Source organism: Arthrobacter sp. Dra40 (assembly GCF_059091905.1).
The window spans coordinates 1-3277 of sequence record NZ_JBNHHB010000371.1 but is presented as its reverse complement, the minus strand read 5'-3'; the positions used below and the strand labels follow the sequence as shown (position 1 = coordinate 3277).

Sequence of the window (3277 nt, the reverse complement as noted above, 5' to 3'; positions counted from 1 at the left end):
CCTTGGCTGTTCTGGCAGCTGGTCCTGAAAAGGTTCCGGGCTACGCCGGGTCGATGACCATGAGCAGGTCTCCGCCCTGGACCTGCTCAACTGCGGAGATAGCCAACCGCGTGACTGTGCCCCCGGCAGGAGCGGTGATCCCGGCTTCCATCTTCATGGCTTCGATGGTGGCCACCGTGTCGCCGGCCTTGATGACGTCCCCGACCTTGACGATGACGGTGACGGCGCCGGCGAACGGAGCCGCCACGTGCCCGGGTTGGGCGGGGTCGGCCTTTTCCGCGACCTTGACTTCGGATTCGACGCTCCGGTCGCGGACCGTGACGTTGCGCTGCTGGCCGTTGAGAGTGCAATGCACGGTGCGCATGCCCTTCTCGTCCGGTTCGGAGATGGCTCCCAGCATGGCGATCAGGCGGACGCCCTTTTCGAGCTCGATCACGTGTTCGGATCCCGCTTGCAGCCCGTACAGGTAGTCCAGCGTGTCCAGCACGGACACGTCACCGTACATCTCCCGGGTCTTCTCGAACTCCTTGGCCGGGCCGGCAAACAGCAGCCGGTTCAGCGTCGCCCTCCGGGTGGCAGGATCCGCCGCCAGTGCCGCCGATTCCTCGGCGGTCAGCTCTTCGTTGCGCGGCTTGACGTTGCGCCCTTCCAAGGCCTTGGTGCGGAACGGCTCCGGCCAGCCGCCGGGCGGATCGCCCAATTCGCCGGCCAGGAAGCCGATCACTGAATCGGGAATGTCGTACTTGCCCGGATCGGCTGCGAAATCCCCCGGATCAGCATTGGCTCCGACCAGCTGCAGGGCGAGGTCTCCCACCACCTTGGACGACGGGGTCACCTTCACCAAGCGCCCCAGGATCTTGTCGGCCGCAGAGTACATGTCCTCGATGGCTTCAAAGCGCTCTCCGAGACCAAGCGCGATGGCCTGCTGCCGCAAGTTGGAGAGCTGGCCGCCGGGGATTTCGTGCGCGTAGACACGGCCGGTGGGCCCCGGCAAGCCCGACTCGAAGGGAGCGTACACGCGGCGGACCGCTTCCCAGTACGGCTCCAGCGAACCCACCGCTTTCAGGTCCAAACCGGTGTCGCGCCCGGTGTGGGCGAGAGCTGCGACGAGCGCAGACATGGACGGCTGGCTGGTAGTACCGGCCATGGCGGCGCTGGCGACATCGACGGCGTCCACGCCCGCATCGGCGGCAGCCAGCAGCGTGGCCAGCTGGCCACCGGCAGTGTCGTGGGTGTGCAGGTGGACCGGCAGTTCGAAACGCTCGCGCAGCGCCGACACCAGCTTCGCGGCGGCAGCGGGACGCAGCAGGCCGGCCATGTCCTTGATCGCCAGAATGTGCGCCCCCGCGTCGACGATCCGTCCGGCCAAATCCAGGTAGTAGTCCAGCGTGTACAGGTCCTCCGCCGGATCCATCAGGTCACCTGTGTAGCAAAGCGCTACTTCGGCCACCGCAGTTCCCGTCTCCCGCACCGCCCGGATGGCCGGTTCCATCTGGGACACGTCGTTGAGCGCATCGAAGATCCTGAAGATGTCGATCCCGGTTGCGGCCGCTTCCCGGACGAACGCGGTGGTCACTTCCTCCGGGTACGGGGTGTACCCGACCGTGTTCCGTCCCCGCAACAGCATCTGCAGGCAGATGTTCGGCATCGCCTGACGCAGTGCCGCCAGCCGCTCCCACGGATCTTCGCCCAGGAACCGCAGCGCGACGTCGTACGTTGCCCCGCCCCAGGCCTCCACCGAGAGCAGCTGCGGGGTCAGGGCCGATACAGCAGGGGCCGCGTTGAGCAGGTCCTTGGTGCGCACGCGGGTGGCCAGCAGCGACTGGTGGGCGTCGCGGAACGTGGTATCGGTCACGGCCACGGCAGTCTGGGCCCGCAGCGCGGCCGCGAACCCCTCCGGGCCCAGCTGCTGAAGCCGCTGCCGCGAACCTGAGGCCGGAACGGTGGCCAGCGAACCGGTGGCCTCCAGCGCCTGCCGGGCCGGCTCCGGCAGTTTATCCACCGGCGCGACGGCCACGGGCAGCTCGCCGTGCGGCTTGTTGACAGTCACATCCGCCAGCCAGGTGAGCAGTTTGGTGCCGCGGTCGGCCGAGACACGGGCCTTCAGAAGTTCCGGCCGCTCGTCTATGAAGGATGTAGCTACATTGCCTGCCAGGAAATCCGGGTCCTCCAGGACCGCCTGCAGGAACGCGATGTTCGTGGAAACACCACGGATCCGGAACTCCGCCAGCGCGCGCTTGGCGCGGGCGGCCGCCGTCGCAAAGTCGCGGCCGCGACAGGTGAGCTTGACCAGCATCGAATCAAAGTGCGGACTGATTTCGGCACCGGTGTAGATGGTTCCGCCGTCCAGCCGGACACCTGCGCCGCCAGCGGAGCGGTAGGCAGTGACCTTGCCAACGTCGGGTCGGAAGCCGTTGGCGGGATCTTCGGTGGTAATCCGGGACTGCATGGCGGTTCCGTTGATGGAAACAGCCTGCTGGGACAAGCCCAGGTCGGCCAGGGTTTCGCCGGCGGCGATGCGCAGCTGTGACTGCACCAGGTCGACGTCGGTGATCTCCTCGGTCACGGTGTGTTCCACCTGGATCCTGGGGTTCATTTCGATGAAGACGTGCTGTCCGGCGCGTTCGCCCACTGTGTCCACGAGGAATTCGACCGTGCCGGCATTGGTGTAGCCCAGCGTTTCGGCGAACGTGACCGCATCCCTGTACAGCGCCTGGCGGATGTTCTCGTCGAGGTTGGGCGCCGGGGCGATCTCGATGACCTTCTGGTGCCGCCGCTGGAGCGAGCAGTCACGTTCGAACAGGTGCATGACGTTGCCCTGCCCGTCGGCCAGGATCTGCACCTCAATGTGTCGCGGCCTCAGCACCGCCTGCTCCAGGAACACGGTGGGATCACCGAAAGCCGTATCGGCTTCGCGCATGGCTGCAGCCAGTGCCTCCGGAAGGTCTTTCGGCTTGTCGACCCGGCGCATGCCGCGCCCGCCGCCGCCGGCCACCGCCTTGACGAAGATGGGAAAGCCGATCTCCTCGGCCTCGGCCAGCAACTTGTCGGTGTCCGCGCTGGGCTCGGTGGACTTCAGCACCGGGATGCCTGCCTTGCGGGCTGCCTGCAAAGCGCGGACCTTATGCCCGGCCAGTTCCAACACCTCGGCCTTCGGACCAACGAAGGCGATGCCGGCATCTGCAGCCGCACGGGCCAACTCCGGGTTCTCGGACAGGAACCCGTAACCCGGGTAGATGGCGTCCGCTCCGGATTCCTTGGCTACCCGGATGATCTC

General features: G+C 66.8%; 1 protein-coding gene. It reads right to left on the bottom strand.

Annotation, left to right across the window (positions count from 1 at the left end; translation table 11 throughout):
- Positions 1–40: 40 nt before the first annotated feature.
- Positions 41–3277 (bottom strand): pyruvate carboxylase (locus AC5RWT_RS35940; protein WP_494084392.1); only part of this gene is annotated, 3237 nt, incomplete at its 5' end.